16 protein-coding genes are annotated in these 17,219 nt (G+C 64.4%); 6 read left to right on the top strand and 10 right to left on the bottom strand.

Annotation, left to right across the window (positions count from 1 at the left end; translation table 11 throughout):
* Positions 1-14 precede the first annotated feature (14 nt).
* Together CWS35_RS23375 and CWS35_RS23370 are read right to left on the bottom strand one after the other, a co-directional pair.
* Entirely contained in the window at positions 15-1,235 is a 1,221-nt protein-coding gene (locus CWS35_RS23375) for an LL-diaminopimelate aminotransferase (RefSeq protein ID WP_024578386.1), read from the bottom strand.
* Between the two features lie 216 nt (positions 1,236-1,451).
* Positions 1,452-1,727: a hypothetical protein gene (locus CWS35_RS23370; protein WP_024578387.1), complete on the bottom strand. Its 276-nt coding sequence runs from the start codon at positions 1,725-1,727 to the stop codon at positions 1,452-1,454.
* A gap of 292 nt (positions 1,728-2,019) precedes the next feature.
* On the opposite strand from CWS35_RS23370, the gene CWS35_RS23365 reads away from it, so the two are divergent.
* Both CWS35_RS23365 and CWS35_RS23360 read left to right on the top strand, forming a co-directional pair.
* Complete coding sequence (locus CWS35_RS23365; RefSeq protein ID WP_024578388.1) at positions 2,020-3,828, top strand: alpha/beta hydrolase; 1,809 nt, start codon at positions 2,020-2,022, stop codon at positions 3,826-3,828.
* Positions 3,829-3,919: 91 nt separating this feature from the next.
* Positions 3,920-4,318 (top strand): MAPEG family protein, encoded by a 399-nt coding sequence (locus CWS35_RS23360; protein ID WP_024578389.1) that lies wholly within the window; start codon positions 3,920-3,922, stop codon positions 4,316-4,318.
* An 8-nt stretch (positions 4,319-4,326) separates the two neighbouring features.
* Here the strand turns inward: CWS35_RS23360 and CWS35_RS23355 are convergent, their stop codons facing one another.
* From CWS35_RS23355 to CWS35_RS23325, 7 genes are all read right to left on the bottom strand, one after another.
* A complete protein-coding gene (locus CWS35_RS23355) occupies positions 4,327-4,917 on the bottom strand; it encodes a bifunctional 2-polyprenyl-6-hydroxyphenol methylase/3-demethylubiquinol 3-O-methyltransferase UbiG (RefSeq protein ID WP_100953983.1) in 591 nt (196 codons plus the stop codon).
* Positions 4,918-4,931: 14 nt separating this feature from the next.
* The gene (gene argC, locus CWS35_RS23350) at positions 4,932-5,909 is read right to left on the bottom strand and encodes an N-acetyl-gamma-glutamyl-phosphate reductase (protein ID WP_100953981.1); all 978 of its coding nucleotides are present in this window, start codon (positions 5,907-5,909) and stop codon (positions 4,932-4,934) included.
* 103 nt (positions 5,910-6,012) lie between these two features.
* The gene (argC, locus tag CWS35_RS23345) at positions 6,013-7,059 is read right to left on the bottom strand and encodes an N-acetyl-gamma-glutamyl-phosphate reductase (protein WP_100953979.1); all 1,047 of its coding nucleotides are present in this window, start codon (positions 7,057-7,059) and stop codon (positions 6,013-6,015) included.
* Positions 7,056-7,730 (bottom strand): FMN-binding negative transcriptional regulator, encoded by a 675-nt coding sequence (locus CWS35_RS23340; protein ID WP_100953977.1) that lies wholly within the window; start codon positions 7,728-7,730, stop codon positions 7,056-7,058. Before CWS35_RS23340 ends, argC (CWS35_RS23345) begins: the two co-directional genes overlap by 4 nt.
* A 233-nt stretch (positions 7,731-7,963) precedes the next feature.
* Positions 7,964-8,953: an MBL fold metallo-hydrolase gene (locus tag CWS35_RS23335; RefSeq protein WP_100953975.1), complete on the bottom strand. Its 990-nt coding sequence runs from the start codon at positions 8,951-8,953 to the stop codon at positions 7,964-7,966.
* A 224-nt stretch (positions 8,954-9,177) separates the two neighbouring features.
* On the bottom strand, positions 9,178-10,659 hold the full coding sequence (locus tag CWS35_RS23330; RefSeq protein WP_100953973.1) for a caspase family protein: 1,482 nt from the start codon (positions 10,657-10,659) through the stop codon (positions 9,178-9,180).
* Positions 10,660-10,698: 39 nt separating this feature from the next.
* Positions 10,699-11,229, bottom strand: a complete 531-nt coding sequence (locus CWS35_RS23325) for a DedA family protein (RefSeq protein WP_100953971.1) — start codon at positions 11,227-11,229, stop codon at positions 10,699-10,701.
* A 206-nt stretch (positions 11,230-11,435) separates the two neighbouring features.
* Here CWS35_RS23325 and CWS35_RS23320 point away from each other — a divergent pair, with 206 nt between their 5' ends.
* From CWS35_RS23320 to CWS35_RS23305, 4 genes are all read left to right on the top strand, one after another.
* Positions 11,436-11,786 carry a hypothetical protein gene (locus CWS35_RS23320; protein WP_245439081.1) on the top strand — a complete coding sequence of 117 codons (351 nt, stop codon included), beginning with the start codon at positions 11,436-11,438 and terminating at the stop codon, positions 11,784-11,786.
* Positions 11,787-11,913: 127 nt separating this feature from the next.
* Positions 11,914-13,974, top strand: a complete 2,061-nt coding sequence (parE, locus tag CWS35_RS23315) for a DNA topoisomerase IV subunit B (protein ID WP_024578398.1) — start codon at positions 11,914-11,916, stop codon at positions 13,972-13,974.
* A 227-nt stretch (positions 13,975-14,201) separates the two neighbouring features.
* Positions 14,202-14,993, top strand: coding sequence for an outer membrane protein (locus CWS35_RS23310; RefSeq protein WP_024578400.1), 792 nt, complete (start codon positions 14,202-14,204; stop codon positions 14,991-14,993).
* A 146-nt stretch (positions 14,994-15,139) separates the two neighbouring features.
* Complete coding sequence (locus tag CWS35_RS23305) at positions 15,140-15,910, top strand: glucose 1-dehydrogenase (protein ID WP_100953969.1); 771 nt, start codon at positions 15,140-15,142, stop codon at positions 15,908-15,910.
* Between the two features lie 78 nt (positions 15,911-15,988).
* Here CWS35_RS23305 and CWS35_RS23300 read toward each other — a convergent pair whose 3' ends face one another.
* Positions 15,989-17,194 (bottom strand): FAD-dependent oxidoreductase, encoded by a 1,206-nt coding sequence (locus tag CWS35_RS23300; protein WP_100953967.1) that lies wholly within the window; start codon positions 17,192-17,194, stop codon positions 15,989-15,991.
* Between the last annotated feature and the right edge of the window lie 25 nt (positions 17,195-17,219).

The following is a 17,219-nucleotide window of genomic DNA, read 5'->3' as shown; positions in this document are numbered from 1 at the left end:
GCAACCTGGAAGGATTAGCGTCGGTTGGCGAGAGGAACGACGTTGTGCAACGTTTCGATGCCGCTTTCAAGGAAGCGGCGCACGCCGCGCGCAGCCTGCCGGATGCGCTGCTCGTTCTCCACCATCGCGATGCGGACATAGCCCTCGCCGTGCTCGCCGAACGCGACGCCGGGCGACACCACGACCCCGGATTTCTCCACCATCAGGGTGGCGAACTGCATGCTGCCGACCGCCTCGAACGCCTTGGGCAGCGGCGCCCAGGCGAACATCGAGGCCTGCGGCGGCGGAATGTCCCAGCCGGCGCGGCCAAATGACTCAACCAGCGCGTCGCGACGCTTGCGGTAGGTATCGCGCATCTCGCGGATGCAGTCGTCCGGACCGTTCAGCGCCGCGGTCGCCGCCACCTGGACCGGCGTGAAGGCGCCGTAGTCGAGATAGGACTTGACCCGCGCAAGGGCTGCGATGATGCGCTCATTGCCGACCGCAAATCCCATGCGCCAGCCGGCCATCGAGAACGTCTTCGACATCGAGGTGAACTCGACGGTGACGTCGATCGCGCCGGGCACTTGCAGTACCGACGGCGGCGGATTGTTCTCGTCGAAATAGACTTCGGCGTAAGCGAGATCGGACAGGATGAAAATGTCGTGCTTCTTCGCGAAGGCAACGAGATCCTTGTAGAAATCGAGGTCCGCGACATAGGCGGTCGGGTTCGACGGATAGCAGACGATCAGCGCGATCGGCTTCGGGATCGAGTGGATGATGGCCCGTTCGACCGCCTCGAAGAACTGCGGCGTCGGCTCCGAGGGCACCGAGCGGATCACGCCGCCAGCCATCAGGAAGCCGAACGCATGGATCGGATAGCTCGGATTGGGGCACAGCACGACGTCGCCGGGCGCGGTGATCGCCTGCGCGACGTTGGCGAACCCCTCCTTCGAGCCGAGCGTGGCGACGACCTGGGTATCGGGGTTGAGCTTGACGCCGAAGCGGCGCGCGTAATAGGCGGCCTGGGCCTTGCGGAGACCGTTGATACCGCGCGAGGCCGAATAGCGATCGGTCCGCGGCTTGCCCAGCGTCTCCTTGAGCTTCTCGATCACATGCGCCGGGGTCGGCAGGTCCGGATTTCCCATGCCCATGTCGATGATGTCGGCCCCGGCGTTGCGCGCGGCCGCCTTGGCCTGGTTGACCTTCTCAAAGACGTAAGGCGGCAGACGGCGAATGCGGTAAAAATCTTCCATGGGACCCTTGCTCCGACAACCGCGACGCCAGAATCGCCCCCTATAGCTTGCATGCGGAAGCCGGCTCGGCCTCTTGCAGAAATCGCGCTGAATCAATGACTTAGAGCGAATTCGGGCGCACGATCTGGGGGCTGCGGCCGGACCTGCGGTTGAATTGGGCTTCTTTTAGCACGGACGTCGGGCGGCGCCAGCGCTGATCGGCCGTTTGACGCGGGCTCACTTGCCGGCCTGGGCCGCCGTCGAGGCCTGGCGATCGCGCGCGGCAATCAGCTCCTGCTCGATCTTGGCCTGATCCGCCGGCTTGATCATCGGATCAGCGCGGTCGGGCGGAATATCGTGCACCGGGAGGTAACCGCTGGGATCCTTGGCCCGCGCCGGCGCATCGGCCGGCATCGCCATATCGGCGATCGTGCTCGAGCACCCGCTCAGCGCCAACACCGACGCGAGCAGCGCTGCGGCCGCGAGCCCCCTCTTCATCATTTCGACCGGCATGCGCCGAATTGTCCCCAACAAGCTGGCGCGAACGTCGCGCGTCGCTGACACGGGTCGCACTGGTACGAGCCTTGCAGCGTCCCCCGCTGCGTTAATTTCGACTTCAGCGTTTCAAACCATTGTCGCCCGAAACGCTTAAGGCGTGAACAACAAAACCGACCCCTGAGGCTTCAATATGACGGAACAAAGATTTTTTGTCGCACCGCAACAGAGCGAAACATCGGATTTTCACTGATTATCGTTGCCGCACCGCGCGATGACGCCCTCCAAACGACGCGATAGTGTCCCTCAGATGAGCAACGTCAGCACCGACACCCAAGCCGCCCCCAAATTCAACGCCGAAGCCTTCGCCATGAACATCGCGCGGGCGATGGAGAGCAGCGGTCAGGCGCTGGCCGCCTACCTCAAGCCGCGCCAGATCGGCGAAGTCCGTGACAAGCCGCCGAACGAGCTTGGCGAGGTGATCAAGACTTTCAGCGTGATCGCCGAATACTGGCTGTCCGACAAGGAGCGCGCTTCGTCGCTGCAGATGCAGCTCGGCAAGGATTATCTCGATCTTTGGGGCTCGGCGGTGCGGCGGATGGCCGGCGAAGCCGATGCCAAGCCCGCGATCGCGCCGGCGCCGCGCGACAAGCGATTCCAGGACCCGGAATGGAAGTCGAACCAGTTCTTCGACTTCATCCTGCAACTGTATCTGTTGACCTCGAAATGGGCGCAGCAGCTGGTCCACGACGCCGACGGAATCGATCCGCATACCCGCAAGAAGGCCGAATTCTACGTCCAGCAGATCACCAACGCGCTGGCGCCGTCGAACTTCGTCCTGACCAATCCGGAAGTGCTGCGCGCCACGGTCGAGACCAACGGCGACAATCTGGTCCGCGGCATGAAGATGCTGGCCGAGGATATCGAAGCCGGCCACGGCACGCTGAAGATCCGCCAGTCCGATTCGAGCAATCTCGAGGTCGGCGTCAACATGGCGACGACGCCGGGCAAGGTGATCTACCAGAACGAGCTGATGCAGTTGATCCAGTATTCGCCCGCGACGGAGAACGTGCTGCGCACGCCGCTGCTGATCGTGCCGCCCTGGATCAACAAGTTCTACATCCTCGATCTGCGTCCCGAGAAATCCTACATCAAATGGTGCGTCGACCAGGGCATCACGGTGTTCGTGATTTCCTGGGTCAATCCGGACAAGGAGCTCGGCAAGAAGACCTGGGCCGACTACATGACCGAAGGCCCGCTCACCGCGATGGACGTGATCGAGAAGGTCACCGGCGAGATGAAGGTGCACACCGCCGGCTACTGCGTCGGCGGCACCATGCTCGCCTCGACACTCGCCTACCTTGCCGAGAAGCGCCGCCAGCGCGTGACATCGGCGACGTTCTTCGCAGCTCAAGTCGACTTCACCCACGCCGGCGATCTGCTGGTGTTCGTCGACGAGGACCAGATCTCGGCGCTGGAACGCGACATGCAGGAATCCGGCGTGCTCGAGGGCAGCAAGATGGCGATGGCCTTCAACATGCTGCGCTCGAACGACCTGATCTGGTCGTATGTCGTGAACAACTACCTGAAGGGCCAACCGCCCTCCTCGTTCGACCTGCTGCACTGGAACTCCGACGCGACGAGAATGCCGTCGTCGAACCACTCCTACTACCTGCGCAACTGCTACCTGGAGAACCGGCTGTCGACCGGCACCATGGTGCTCGACAACACGCTGCTCGATCTGTCGAAGGTGAAGGTGCCGGTCTACAACCTCGCCGCCCGCGAAGACCACATCGCTCCGGCGGAATCGGTGCTGTACGGTTCGCAGTTCTTCGGCGGCCCGGTGAAATATGTGCTGTCCGGCTCCGGCCATATCGCCGGCGTGGTCAACCCGCCCGCCTCGAAGAAATATCAGTACTGGACCAACGACAACATCAAGGACATCAAGCTCGCCGACTGGCTGAAGGGTGCCGAGGAGCACAAGGGTTCGTGGTGGCCCGACTGGCGCGGCTGGCTGGAAAGCCATGATCCGGAGACGGTCCCGGCGCGCGCGGTCGGCTCCAACGGAACGTCCGCGCTCGAGGACGCCCCCGGCAGCTATGTCCGTGTCCGCGCGTAGCGCCAAGTCTTCGCGTAGCGCCAGGTTCGCCACTCAGCTATAAACAGACGGTCCCGACGGTCGGGAATCGAATTCACGTGAGGGGGATACGATGACGCGCGAACTGTTCTGGCTGTCGCTGACGGTGATCCTGACCGGACTGCTGTGGATTCCCTACATCATCAACCGTACGCAGGTTCGCGGCCTGTCGGGTGCGATGGGCAATCCGACGCGCAACGACAAGCCGCAAGCCGACTGGGCCAACCGGTTGATGTTCGCGCACGACAACGCGGTCGAGAACCTCGTGATCTTCGCGCCGCTGGTGCTGATCCTGAACGCCGCCGACTATTCCAGCAAATGGACCGTGCTCGCCTGCGCCGTCTATTTCTGGGCGCGCGTCGCGCATCTGATCGTCTACGCGCTGGGCATTCCGGTGTTCCGCACGCTGGCCTTCACGGTCGGCTTCATCGCCCAGGCCGTGCTGGCGCTCGCGATCTTCAAGATCGTCTGAGCGGCAAACTACCCGCTCTTCCGCATTACGATATGCAGCATCGTCGCGGGCGCTTCGTCAAAACTCTTGATCTCGCTGGTGTCGGACGAGACCTGCGTCCACACCCCTGACGACGCGTAGGTCGCCGCCAGCCAGTCGGCGGTGGGATAATTGTAATAGCGCCCGATGCTGTCGCGGCCGTCATCGTGGCCGACCTTGTAGCTCGCATAGAACAATCCATCGGGCTTCAGCGCCCGATGGATCCGGCCCAGAATGCCGGCCAGCTCGTCGCGGGGCACATGCAGCAGGCAGGCGCTGGCCCAGACGCCGTCATAGGCATCCCGCTCGTCGAGCTGATCGAACAGCATTGCCTCGACGGGATGATTGATGCGCCGCGCGGCGACTTCGGCCATCTCCGGCGAACCATCGGTGGCACGCAGCACGAAGCCCTCGGCGAGCATGACCGCGGCATGATTGCCGGCCCCGCAGCCGAGTTCGAGGATCGAGCCGCCCCGTGGCAACAATTTGAGGAAGGCGACAAGCCGGGTGGACGGTGCTTTCGCCCACCCGGCGTAAGCCTCGGCATTGTGCCGGTAGAATTGCAGCGTGGCGTCGTCCATGACGCACCCTGCCGTTAGACGTCGGTTAGCCCGAGCATCAGCCGCATGTTCTGGACCGCAGCGCCCGAGGCGCCCTTGCCCAGATTGTCGAGCCGGGCGACCAGCACCGCCTGGCGATGCTTGTCGCTGGCGAAGACATAGAGCTCGAGCTGGTTGGTCTCGTTGAGCGCTTCCGGCTCGATCTTTCCGTCCTTGGCGGCGTCGTTGTGCAGCGGCATCGCCGAAACGTGCTTGCTGCCGGCGTACCATTTCGCCAGCGCCGCCTGCAGATCGGCACCGTCAGGCTTGCCGGGCAGCGCGTCGAGCTGCAACGGCACCGAGACCAGCATGCCCTGCCGGAAGTTGCCGACCGACGGGATGAACAGCGGCCGCCGCGTCAGATGCGAATAGAGCTGCATCTCCGGCACGTGCTTGTGCTCGAAACCGAGACCATAGAGATGGAAGGCCGGCGCCGAGCCGTCCTCGAAACTCGCGATCATCGACTTGCCGCCGCCCGAATAGCCGCTCACCGCATTGATGGTGACGGGATAGTCGGCAGGCAGCAGGCCGCCATCGACGAGCGGCCGCAGCAGCGCGATCGCGCCGGTCGGATAGCAGCCGGGATTGGAGACCTTTTTCGCGGTCCGGATCTTGTCGGCCTGGCCGGGCGCGAGTTCCGGGAAGCCGTAGGCCCAATCGGGCGCGACCCGGTGGGCGGTCGAGGCGTCGAGCACCTTGGGCGCGGCATTGCCCATGGTGTCGATCAACGCGACGGTTTCCTTGGCGGCATCGTCAGGCAGGCAGAGGATCACGAGATCCACCTCCTCCATCAGCGCGCGCTTCGCACCGACATCCTTCCGCTTGTCCTCGGCGATGTGCTTCACCGTGACGTCGCCGATCCCGTGCAGCCGCTCCTGGATGCCGAGGCCGGTCGTGCCGGAGCCGCCGTCGACGAATACGGTTGCCGTGGTCGCACCACTCTTGGTCGTCTGTTTGGTATCGGTGAGGGTCATGGCACGTTCCTTTCAAGCTCATTCGTTTCGTTAGCTAGCACATCTGGCCGCGCCCGCGCCGCCAATAGATTGAGCGCATCCTCGTCTGCGACAACATCCCCGCTCACGGAAACAGCGCGATCTGCTCCAGTCCGATGGTTTCGGGCAAGCCGAACATCAGGTTCATGTTCTGGATCGCCTGTCCGGCCGACCCCTTCACGAGATTATCGAGCGTCGAGAGCACGATGGCGCGGTTCTTGATCCGGTCGGCGACGACCCCGATCTGAACATAATTCGAACCACGCACGTTCTGCGTCTGTGGCAGCACGCCCTTCTTCGTCACATGGACGAACGGCTCGTTGGCGTAGGCCTTTTCCAGCGCGGCGCGCAGATCGTCCGGCGTCGCCCCGTTCAGTTTGACATAGGATGTGCAGAACTCGCCCCGCGCCATCGGAATGAGATGCGGGGTAAAGTTTACCGTCACGGCCGAACCAGCGGCTGCGCCGATCTCCTGCTCGATCTCCGCCGAGTGTCGATGGCTGCCGATCGAATAGGGCGACAACCCCTCGCCGGCCTCGCTGAACAGCGTGTTCTGCTTCAGTCCGCGTCCGGCCCCGGTGACGCCCGACTTGGCATCGATGATGATGTCGTCGACGTCGATCAGCCTTGCCTTCGCCAGCGGAACGAGCGCCAGCAGCACCGCCGTCGGATAGCAGCCGGGACAGGCCACTAGCCGCGCGGCCGCGATCCTCTCCCGGTAGAGTTCGGTCAGCCCATAGACGGCCTCGTCCTGCAATTCGAGCGCCCTGTGCTCATGGCCGTACCATTGCGCGTAGCTGTCCTTGTCGCGCAGCCGGAAATCCGCGGACATGTCGAGGATCTTGATTGCGGGATTGGCTTTCAGCACTGCGGCGATGATCTCCTGCGTCGTGCCGTGCGGCAGTCCGCAGAACACGGCATCGAGCCGCGTCCAGTCGACCTTCTCCCATTCCACGAGTTTCGGCAGGTCGAGCATGAAGAAGTGCGGAAACACCTCGCTCATCGCCTTGCCGGCATGGGTGTTGGCGGTAAGCGCGGTGATCTCGGCATTCAGATGCCGCGCCAACAGACGCACTGCGTCAGCGCCAGTGTAGCCGGACGCCCCCAAAATTCCGATTTTCTTCTTCGTCATTGCTCGCTCCCCGGAAGTGTCGTCATCTCGGCCTGCATCGTCGCGAAAGCTTGCGGGCGCACCTCGCGCATCAAGGCCGCGATGTCCCTGGCACCGGCTTCGGCCTGCGCAGCGAGCGCGTTGCCGACCGCCGCGAAATCAGTTTCGGATTTGTGTTGGTTCAGCTTGAAGCTGCCCTCCACCGCTTCCACCGTCATCTCGAGGCCCACGATGGCCCGCTTCATCGCTTCCAGCCGCGCGGCGGTCATCTTGCCCGACACCCACGGCTTTTTCGGCAACAGCCGGTCCTCGAACTTGGCGCTCAGCGCGTCGATCTGAACGGCAAGCTCCTGATCCGACAATGTCCGCACCGGCCCGGTCAGATGCACCGCCTGATACAGCCAGGTCGGCACCTGATCGGGTGACACGTACCAGTCCGGCGAGACATAGGCGTCGGCGCCGTTGACGGCCAGCAGCCAGGACGTGCCGCCCGCCAGCTTTATCAGCGGATTGTGACGGGCGACATGAAACAGCGCCCGCGGCGTACCGTCAGCCGCATAGGTCAGATAGAACGGCAGTGCGGACGCGATCGGCTTGGCGCCGTCCCAGGCGCAGGCAAGCCCGAAGCCGCGCGCTTCGGCAAAGGCCAGGCTTGCAGCGCGGTCAGGCTTGAATACCGGTGGCGTATACATGGTGGTTGCTCCCTGTGATGTAGGAGCCGCCAGATCGAACCACGGGTCTTTTTCAGGAGAGCGCCGCGGGATCGGATCCGGCGGCAGAGGCGATGTCTTAAACGCGAACGACCGCCCATACCGCGAGAATGCGGCGGCGGCGGGCGATGGTGATGGTCGCGGCGTTGATCATGGGCGCGGCTATAAGGCCGCACCCAAGTGACGTCAAGACACTCTCACGTCAAGACAGCCGTTCAGATCACCGGATTCCACGGCGCCGGCACGACGCGATAGCCATTGCCGTCCTTCACCACGTTGCCGAGACCCGGGAACGGATAGTGGAAGCCCTGCACCTGGAGCCGCTCTGCGACCACCATGTCGTAGATCCGCCGCCGGGTCTTCTCCGCCACGTCGCCGTCCTGGTCGAAGAACGCGTGCCAGCCGGGATTGGTCGCGAACAGGTTCGGATTGTTGGTGACATCGGACTGGATGAAGACCTTCTCCGAACCCGACGCCAGCACATAGGAGGTGTGACCCGGGGTGTGGCCGATGGTCTCGACCGAGGTCAGGCCCGGGGCGATCTCCTTGCCCCATTCATAGGGCGTCACCTTCTTCTTCAGGCCGGCCTCGAAGATGTTGCGGTTGTTCTTGAACAGGCCCTGCATGCGGCCGGCCGGCGCCCGGCTCATCTCGCCGTCGTCCATCCAGAACTTCCATTCAGTGGCAGGCACCAGCACCTCGGCATTCGGGAACGCCGGCGTGCCCTCGGCCGTCAGCAGGCCGTTCACGTGGTCGGTGTGGAAGTGCGAGATCACCACCATGTCGACAGCCTTGGGATCGAAGCCGGCCGCGACGAAATTGTCGGCGAACAGGCCGTTGGCACCCTTGCTGTTGACCTTCGCCAGCGCGCCGTTGCCGGTGTCGATCACGATCACCTTGCCACCGGTGTTGAGCACGAGCGGCGCGAACCAGATCGTCATCATGTCGCGCGGCATGAACGCCTTCTCGAGCGCCGCATTGACGTCCTCACGCTTCGCATTCGGGATGAAGGCGTCTTCCAGCTTGAAGACGTTCTTGCCGTCGGACACCGCGGTCACCAGGATGTCGCCGACCTTGTAGCGATAGAAGCTCGGGGCCTGCTTGTCGGCGACCGACGCCGCAGCGGCCGCAGGAGCGGCGGACAACAACGGTGCTGCGGCGACGCCGGCAGCACCGGCGAGAGCGTGACGTCGGGTCAATTCCATGGGATGTCCTCCAATGCGACACAGCGGCTGCGAGCGGCGAGTTCGGGCATGTTGGATTTGCTTCGTTCTGCAACGACTGCGCGCTTGGCCGTCCCCTCGCCCAACCCCTGCCTGGCGATTTTATTCCACGGCAGATCACCGGTCCATAAGCTCGCGAGGCGGCCGAGTTTCGAACTCGCAATTGGCCCGTCTCCGGCCCGTGCACAGAGTGCGAATTCGAAGACTCAGGGCTTCCTCAGGAAATAATCGTCACCGCCCAGCGAGCCGTAGACAAACGGCTCCTGACCGTTGCCGGTCGCCGCCATCACGTCGTCGCGGACCAGACCGAAGAACTTCCGGATTTCGACGCCCGGTTTCTGCATATTGCGGATGAGTGCGCGGGCGAACGGGCTGTTGCTCTGCCCGTCCGTTCCATCCATCGCGGTCTGACCGGCCTTGGCGGAATAGGCCACCAGCGTCGCGCTCGCCTCGGGCTCGACCCGCGCCAGGCCTCGTCCCACCGAGCGGCTCGCCACGGTCCGCGTCATGTCGCGCAGGAATGGATTGTCCCGACAGGCATCGAGGATCACCAGATGCAGCTTGTGCGCGGCCTCGACGCTTGCCAGAACCGCATCGAGCGGCACCGCCTCGAACTGAACGGCGCGATCGGTCTTCAGCTTGGCGTCGACCGGAATGAGGTAGTTGGTCCCATTCACCTCGATGCCGTGGCCGGCATAATAGACCAGCGCCCAATCCGCCTTGGCGGCTTCGGTCGAGAAATCATTGAGTGCCTGACGCATCGCGGCGGCACCGAGATTGTCGTTGAGTACGACGGTCTTGAAACCGGCTGAACGCAGCGCATCCGCGACCGCGGCGGCGTCATGCTGCGGATTCGGCAGACGAGGCACCGAGACATAATCGCTGTTGCCGATCACCAGCGCCACGCGCGTCTCGCCGCCCGGCGCATCGGTTGCGATCGCAGCCGGTGCGGGATCGGGCGTCGGCGTAGCCGCCACGACCGGCGCAGCCGGCTTGGACGGTGCCGCTGCGGCGATTGCTGCACCACCGGCGCGCTCGCGTGCCTCGGCCATTTGCGCCGCAGTGATGCTCGACGGATCGAGCCTGCCGGCCTGCGCGATATCGGCCCGTGCCTTGTCGGCCTGCCCGGCCTGCTCATAGGCGATGGCGCGCGCGCGATAGGTCTTGGCCGCGCGCGGATCGAGACGCACCGACTCGTTGAGGTTCGAGAACGCCCGCTCGGCGTCACCCTTGCCCTGATAGGCGACCCCGCAGACCCGGTAAGCGACCGCGTTGCGCGGATTGATCCGGATCACGGCATTGCAATCGTCCAGCGCCCGGTCGAAATCGCCACTCTTGGAATAGGCGGAGGCGCGATTGAGCACGGTCATCGTGTCGTTTCTGCCCAGACCGATCGCCTGCGTGTAGTCCTTGATCGCTTCGTCATACTTCTTGATCTGGAAATAGACCGCGCCACGATTGGCGTAAGCCAGGCCGGAGTCGGGAAAGCGCTGGATGATTCCATCGAGGGCGGACAGCGCGCCCTGATTGTCGCCGCGCTTGAACAGCGCGATCGCGGCGCTGTTGGCACGCGCGACCGCGGGATTCTTCTCAGGCGTATCGCGGATGGTTTGGGCCGAAGCCTGCTGGACGGACGATGCCGCGGCGGCCACTGCGAGCGCCGCTACCCCGCGCCAGAATGGTTTCATCTCCTGCCTCTCCGATATCCCGCCGCGAGACCATGGAGATTACACCGCCCGCCACATCCACTCCACGGCCTGGGCGATCACATCACCGAACAACAGCAGCGCCGCTGACCAGACCAGCGCGGAGACGAAATTCGCGATCTGGAACTGCCAGTACGACATCTCGAAAATGCCGGCGACAAGCGGCACCGAGGCGCGCAGCGGGCCGAAGAAGCGGCCGATGAAGATGCTGGGCACGCCCCATCGCTTCACGAAGGCCTCGCCGCGCGGCAGGATCTCGGGATAGCGCGACAGCGGCCACATCTGCGCGACCTGCTCCTTGTAGCGATAGCCGAACCAGTAGGAGACCCAATCGCCGAGCGCGGCACCAATGCCGCCGGCAATCCAGATCGGCCAGAAATTGATCCCGCTGACGCCGATCAGGGCGCCGATCGCCACCAGCGCGCCCCAGGCCGGCACCAGCAATGAAACGAAGGCCAGCGATTCAGCGAACGCCAGCAGCATGACGATCGGAGCGGCCCAGGCCTGGTGATGGCGCACGAATTCGGCCAAGGCCTGCGCAAGGTCTTCCATCTCGTCGTGTGCCTTCCCGCTCCGTTGAACCTCGAATGAACCTTTCTAGCCGCACGCAGCCTAAGAACAGGTAAGCCGGCCGACTGCGTGACATCAAGTCACAAAGGCGGGGATCGAACGTGATTTCCCACAGGCCCCCGCGGTGCGGGCCGGCAGGCATCCTCCACAAAAGAAAAAGGATTCATTGGATGATCGGGTCACTGATGATGTGCGTGAGCGTTCTCGTACTGTTGTTCGGAATGCTCGCGGGCATCGCAATGGGTATCGAGCACGACTTCACGTTGGGGCCGGCGCATGCGCATCTCAATCTCGTCGGCGGCGTCATGCTGTTCCTGTTCGGGCTCTACTACCGGCTGGTGCCCGCTGCGGGCAGCATGTTGCTCGCCAGGATCCAGGGCTGGCTGCATATCGTCGGTGGCGTGTTGTTTCCGGCCGGCGTGGCCGCCGTGCTGCTGAAGGGACCGTCGTTCGAGGCCGCCCCGATCGTCGGGTCGCTGATGGTGCTCGCTGCGATGGCCCTGTTCACGGTCATTGTATTCCGCACCTCGCGGGCGTAATCGCGGGCTCCTATCTACACAGGCGGCTGGGCCGGGAGGCGCGGCCGCCCCCATTTGGCAGCCCATCCGTGGCATAGTCAAAGCAACCGATTCGCCGCGCCAAGACCGGCGCGCCACTTGAAGAACCATGTCCAAAGCATTGAAATCGAACGCCAAAAGCAAATCTGACGACGATCTGTTTGACGCCCCGCAATCGAAGGGTCGCGCCGTTGCGAAGGCTGCGGCCAAGCCGGTGAAGGACGCCGAATCCGGCTATACGGCGGCGAGCATCGAGGTTCTGGAGGGCCTGGAACCGGTTCGCAAGCGCCCCGGCATGTATATCGGCGGCACCGACGAGAAGGCGCTCCACCACCTCTTCGCCGAGGTGATCGACAACGCCATGGACGAGGCCCTGGCGGGCCACGCCACCTTCATCGAGGTCGAACTGACGGCCGACGGCTTCCTGTCGGTCAACGACAACGGCCGCGGCATTCCGGTCGACCCGCATCCGAAATTCCCGAAGAAGTCGGCACTCGAAGTCATCATGTGCACGCTGCACTCGGGCGGCAAATTCAATTCCGACGTCTACGAGACCTCGGGCGGCCTGCACGGCGTCGGCGTCTCCGTGGTCAACGCGCTCTCCTCCCGGCTCGAGGTCGAGGTCGCGCGCAGCGGACAATTGCATCGCATGACGTTCGAGCGCGGCCATCCCAAGGGCAAGCTCGAGGACCTCGGCAAGGTCAGCAACCGCCGCGGCACCCGTGTCCGCTTCAAGCCGGACACCGAAATCTTCGGCGCCAAGGCCGCCTTCAAGCCGCAACGCCTGTTCAAGATGACGCGCTCGAAGGCGTATCTGTTCGGCGGCGTCGAGATCCGGTGGCACTGCGATCCGGAATTGCTGAAGGGCGTCGAGGACGTTCCGGCCGAAGCCAAATTCCACTTCCCCGGCGGCCTGAAGGATTATCTCGCGGCGGCGATCCACGCCGACACGCTGGTGCATCAGGACATCTTCTCCGGCAAGTCCGGCCGCAGCGGCGCGCACGGCGCCTGCGAATGGGCGGTAGCCTGGACCGCTGACGCCGACGGCTTCCTGTCGTCCTACACCAACACGGTGCCGACGCCCGACGGCGGCACCCATGAATCCGGCCTGCGCAGCGCGCTGCTGCGCGGCCTGAAGGATCACGCCGAGCGCGCCGGCCAGGGCAAGCGTGCGGCCTCGATCACGTCAGAAGACGTGATGGTGGGCGCGGCCGTGATGCTTTCGGTGTTCGTGCGCGAGCCTGAATTCCAGGGCCAGACGAAAGACCGCCTCGCCACCGCTGAAGCGCAGCGCATCGTCGAACAGGCCATGAAGGATCCGTTCGACCACTGGCTGTCGGGCAATCCGAACCAGGCCAATCGGCTGCTCGATTTCGTGATCGATCGCGCCGAGGAGCGGCTGCGCCGCCGCCAGGAGAAGGAAACCGCGCGCAAGACCGCCGGCAAGAAGCTGCGTCTGCCCGGCAAGCTCGCCGATTGCTCCGATGCCGGCACCGAAGGCTCGGAACTGTTCATCGTCGAGGGCGACTCGGCCGGCGGCAGCGCCAAGCAGGCGCGCGACCGCAAGACCCAGGCCGTGCTGCCGCTGCGCGGCAAGATCCTCAACGTCGCCTCAGCCGGCAAGGACAAGCTGACCGCCAACGCGCAGATCTCCGATCTCGTGCTGGCGATCGGCTGCGGCACGCTCGCGCACTACCGCGAAGAGGATCTGCGCTATCAGCGCATCATCATCATGACCGACGCCGACGTCGACGGCGCACACATCGCCTCGCTGTTGATCACCTTCTTCTACCGGCAGATGCCGCGGTTGATCGACGAGGGCCATCTCTATCTGGCGGTGCCGCCGCTCTACAAGCTGAAGCACGGCACCAAGTCGGTCTACGCCCGCGACGACGCCCATAAGGACGAGCTGATCAAGAGCGAGTTCAACGCCAACGCCAAGATCGAGGTCAATCGCTTCAAAGGCCTCGGCGAAATGAACCCGACGCAGCTCAAGGAGACCACGATGGATCCGGCCAAGCGCACGCTGCTGCGCGTCGTGCTGCTCGCCGACGATCGCGAGGGCACCGCCGACTCGGTCGAGCGGCTGATGGGCACCAAGGCGGAAGCGCGCTTTGCCTTCATCTCCGACAAGGCCGAATTCGCCAGCGACGACCTCCTCGACGTCTAGGCCCAACCGACTGTTTTCAAACCGTTTTCCGGCCGCCTCCCGATCGGGGGCGGCCGTTCTCATTCGCGGTTTCCGAGAGTACCGGAGGTATCGTTTTCGGCCGGTTGTGTCTCACCCGCAACAGCATTTCCAACGGAACCACGTATAGTCCTGACATGAGTTTCGGGAATCGGCGCCAACGCGCTCCCGGCAGCGACCCGATCGAACGCTAAGTCGAGGATTTGGATATGAAGAAGGTTTTGCTCGCTCTGACCGCGGTTGCTGCGATGACAGGTTCGGCGTCGGCTGCTGATCTGGCCGCCCGCCCCTACACCAAGGCTCCGGCCCCGATCGCGGCGGCGCCGAGCTGGACCGGCTTCTACATCTTCGGCGGCGGCGGCGGCGGCATCTGGGATGCTGACACCGGCGTCCAGAACACCGTCGGCGGCGCGCCGATCCTGGGCTTCAACCAGCGCCAGGGCGGCGATGGCTGGTACGGCACCGTCGGCGCCGGCTACGACTGGCAGACCGCCAACAGCTGGGTGATCGGCGTGTTCGCCGACGGCCAGTTCGGCAGCCTGAAGGGCACCATCCAGGATCAGGGTCCGTTCGCCGCTGGCAACATCAAGAACGACTACAGCTGGGCCGCCGGTGCGCGCCTCGGCTACTTGGTCGCTCCGAACGTTCTGTCCTACGTCAACGCGGGTTATTCCAACTCGCATTGGAAGGGCGCCACCCTGTTCAACACCATCACCGCTCTCCCCTCGGGCCTGCACACCAACGGCTTCGACCGCAGCGGCTGGTTCGTCGGCGGCGGCGTCGAGAACAACCTGAACATCTTCGGCCTCACCGCGCCGGGCTGGTTCATGAAGACCGAGTACCGCGCTGCCTACTACGACACCAAGAACATCTCGGAGCTGGCGGACGTCACCAACATCTCGAACGGTCGCGACATCACCTTCAAGCCGTTCGTCCAGACCATCAGCACCTCGCTGGTCTACCGCTTCAACTGGACCGGTCCGGTTGTTGCCAAGTACTGAGCTGAACACTGATCTTCTGCTGACCTAGCAGAGCAAGAGCCCCGGCATCGTCCGGGGCTTTTTTGTTGTCCGCGGCACCCGATCTGGCCAGCACGGCCACGATCGGGCACTCTCGGCTCCGGTTCAAACCACAACGGACAACAACAATGAGAAACGGACAGTTTGATCTCTCCGGCCGGGTCGCCATCGTCACCGGCGGCAATGGCGGCATCGGGCTCGGCATGGCGCGGGGCCTGGCGGATGCCGGCGCGGCGGTTGCCGTGGTCGGCCGCAACGAAGCGAAATCGAAGGCCGCCGTCGAGGATCTGGCCAAGCGCGGCGTCAAGGCGATCGCGGTGGCGACCGACGTCACCGACAAGGCCGCGGTCGCGGCCATGGTCGCGCGGGTCATCGACGAGCTCGGCCGGATCGACATCCTCGTCAACAATGCTGGCATCAGCATCCGCAAGCCGCCGCACGAGCTCGAGCTCGACGAGTGGAGCAAGGTGATCGACACCAACCTGACCAGTGCGTTCCTGTGCTCGAAGGCGGTGTATCCGGCGCTGAAGGCGTCGGGCCACGGCAAGATCATCAATATCGGCTCGATGATGTCGATCTTCGGTGCGAGCTTCGCCGCGGCCTATGCCGCGAGCAAGGGCGGCATCGTGCAGTACACCCGCGCCTGCGCCAACGCCTGGGCGCCCGACAACATCCAGGTCAACGCCATCCTTCCCGGCTGGATCGATACCGACCTGACCAAGGGCGCGCGCCAGCAGGTTGCCGGCCTGCACGAGCGCGTGCTGGCACGCACGCCGGCGGCACGCTGGGGCGCGATCGACGATTTTGCCGGCATCGCCGTGTTCCTCGCTTCACCAGCATCGGATTTCGTCACCGGCACTGCGATCCCGGTCGACGGCGGCTATTCGGTCATGGCCTGAGACACCGAGGCCTCGGCGCAGCGCCGGGGCCTTCGCGTTCTGTCGGCCCGGGAGAAATTCGCTGGTACGCGAGGCGCGTCAGGTCGCGGCCGGCGAGTGCACATGCTCCGGCCGTACGCCGACGGCGACGAGACGCGCCGTCAGCCCCTGCAAAACAGGCAATGCCGTAATCAGCCGTAGTGCGAACGGGATCGGCTGATCGCCCGGCTTCAGCGCCGCGCTGATGATGTTGTTCTGCGCGATCACCTGCATGCGCTGCGTCACCCGCACCGGGAATTCGCGGCGTCGCCTGACCGCATCGAGCTCATCCTCCGACGGACAGCCATGCACGAGCTTCGCCGCCAGGATGTTGGCGGTCGCGACCGCGTCCTGCACCGCGAGGTTGACGCCCACGCCGCCGATCGGCGACATCGCATGCGCCGCGTCGCCGATGCAGAGCAGGCCCGGACGAGTCCAGCGCGTCAGCCGATTGATCGCCACGGTGAGCAGCTTGACGTCGTCGAAGCTCTTCACGTCGGCGATGCCGGCCTTGAGGATTGGCGCGAGGCGCAGCACGTCCTCGAGCAGCGCCGGCAATCCCCTCGCCTTCACCGCCTCGTATTGTCCTTTGGCGATCACATAGGCGCACTGCCAATAGTCGCCACGGTCGAACGTCACCATCATCTTGCCGTGGTCGACACGGGCGAACAGATTCTCGGTCTCGTTTGGACGCCGCCCGACGCGAAACCACAGCACGTCCATCGGCGCGCCGATCTCCTCGACCGCGAGGCCGGCGCGCTCGCGCACGATGGAATGGCGGCCGTCGCAGCCGATCACGAGATCGGCCGCGATATCGACCGGACCGTCCGGCGTCTTGGCGCGGACACCCGTCACCGCGTCGCCGCTCCGGATCAGGTCGGTTGCTTCCGCGCTCATCAGCACCTTGAGCGAGGCAAACCGCCTGCCGCTCTCGCGCAGGAAGTTGAGGAAGTCCCACTGCGGCATCATCGCGATGAAGGGATATTTGACGCTGAGGCGGCTGAGGTCGGCGATCCGCACCGAGGTGCCGCCGAAGATGCCGTCGAGTTTCTGGATCTGCTGGTGTGGCAGCTTCAGGAAACCGTCGATCAGGCCGAGCTCATCCATCACCTGCAAGGTCGAGGGATGCACGGTGTCACCGCGGAAGTCGCGGAAGAAGTCGGCGTGCTTCTCCAGCACCACGACGTCGACTCCGGCGCGGGCGAGCAGATAGCCAAGCATCATGCCGGCCGGCCCGCCACCGACCACGCAGCAGCGGGTCTTCATGGCCTTTCCTGCCGGCAGTATGGAC

Origin of the sequence: Bradyrhizobium sp. SK17, assembly GCF_002831585.1 — a bacterium.
GTDB lineage: Bacteria > Pseudomonadota > Alphaproteobacteria > Rhizobiales > Xanthobacteraceae > Bradyrhizobium.
This window is presented reverse-complemented; position numbering and strand designations above follow the sequence as displayed.

What these genes read in the sequence shown, in the direction of transcription:
- CWS35_RS23325 (WP_100953971.1), bottom strand. Translation starts at nt 11,229, where the DNA reads ATGGAAGACCTTGCGCAGGCCTTGGCCGAATTCGTGCGCCATCACCAG.
- CWS35_RS23335 (WP_100953975.1), bottom strand. Translation starts at nt 8,953, where the DNA reads ATGGAATTGACCCGACGTCACGCTCTCGCCGGTGCTGCCGGCGTCGCC.
- CWS35_RS23300 (WP_100953967.1), bottom strand. Translation starts at nt 17,194, where the DNA reads ATGAAGACCCGCTGCTGCGTGGTCGGTGGCGGGCCGGCCGGCATGATG.
- CWS35_RS23320 (WP_245439081.1), top strand. Translation starts at nt 11,436, where the DNA reads ATGTGCGTGAGCGTTCTCGTACTGTTGTTCGGAATGCTCGCGGGCATC.
- CWS35_RS23340 (WP_100953977.1), bottom strand. Translation starts at nt 7,730, where the DNA reads ATGTATACGCCACCGGTATTCAAGCCTGACCGCGCTGCAAGCCTGGCC.
- CWS35_RS23330 (WP_100953973.1), bottom strand. Translation starts at nt 10,659, where the DNA reads ATGAAACCATTCTGGCGCGGGGTAGCGGCGCTCGCAGTGGCCGCCGCG.
- CWS35_RS23310 (WP_024578400.1), top strand. Translation starts at nt 14,202, where the DNA reads ATGAAGAAGGTTTTGCTCGCTCTGACCGCGGTTGCTGCGATGACAGGT.
- CWS35_RS23305 (WP_100953969.1), top strand. Translation starts at nt 15,140, where the DNA reads ATGAGAAACGGACAGTTTGATCTCTCCGGCCGGGTCGCCATCGTCACC.
- parE (WP_024578398.1), top strand. Translation starts at nt 11,914, where the DNA reads ATGTCCAAAGCATTGAAATCGAACGCCAAAAGCAAATCTGACGACGAT.
- argC (WP_100953981.1), bottom strand. Translation starts at nt 5,909, where the DNA reads ATGACCCTCACCGATACCAAACAGACGACCAAGAGTGGTGCGACCACG.
- CWS35_RS23360 (WP_024578389.1), top strand. Translation starts at nt 3,920, where the DNA reads ATGACGCGCGAACTGTTCTGGCTGTCGCTGACGGTGATCCTGACCGGA.
- CWS35_RS23375 (WP_024578386.1), bottom strand. Translation starts at nt 1,235, where the DNA reads ATGGAAGATTTTTACCGCATTCGCCGTCTGCCGCCTTACGTCTTTGAG.
- argC (WP_100953979.1), bottom strand. Translation starts at nt 7,059, where the DNA reads ATGACGAAGAAGAAAATCGGAATTTTGGGGGCGTCCGGCTACACTGGC.
- CWS35_RS23365 (WP_024578388.1), top strand. Translation starts at nt 2,020, where the DNA reads ATGAGCAACGTCAGCACCGACACCCAAGCCGCCCCCAAATTCAACGCC.
- CWS35_RS23355 (WP_100953983.1), bottom strand. Translation starts at nt 4,917, where the DNA reads ATGGACGACGCCACGCTGCAATTCTACCGGCACAATGCCGAGGCTTAC.
- CWS35_RS23370 (WP_024578387.1), bottom strand. Translation starts at nt 1,727, where the DNA reads ATGCCGGTCGAAATGATGAAGAGGGGGCTCGCGGCCGCAGCGCTGCTC.